This window comes from Mesorhizobium sp. M8A.F.Ca.ET.161.01.1.1 (genome assembly GCF_004792105.1).
Lineage (GTDB): Bacteria > Pseudomonadota > Alphaproteobacteria > Rhizobiales > Rhizobiaceae > Mesorhizobium.
The window spans coordinates 1-380 of the sequence record NZ_SRTD01000150.1; the positions used below are offsets into that span (position 1 = coordinate 1).

At 62.4% G+C, this 380-nt stretch carries 1 protein-coding gene; it reads left to right on the forward strand.

Features of this window, described 5'->3' with window-relative positions:
* Nucleotides 1–380 (forward strand): hypothetical protein (locus EN804_RS37535; RefSeq protein ID WP_210237385.1); only part of this gene is annotated, 380 nt, incomplete at both ends.

The window sequence follows — 380 nt, forward strand, 5'->3', positions numbered from 1 at the left end:
ATGACCGGCGGCATCGGCGCCGACACCTTCGTGATCGGGGCTGGCGACTCGACGCCTGTCATAGGCGGATCGGGCAATGCCGGCACGATTTCCGGCTATGACGTCATTATGGACTTCGTCGCCGGCACTGACAAACTGTCCCTGCCAGGCACTCTGGTGGCTGCGACCGGCGGCAACGTCAATGGCGGGAATTCCACGCTGACGATTGGCGGCGACACGGTTCAGTCCCATTCGGTCACGAACGGCGTTGCAAGCTTCTTCGGAACCGACACCTTTACCGCACCACTGACAGTCACCTCCACCGCAAGTCTGGCGGCGGTTGTCCAGTATCTGACGGTAACCGATATCGGAAACGCGGGGGCGACGCTCGCCTTCACGGC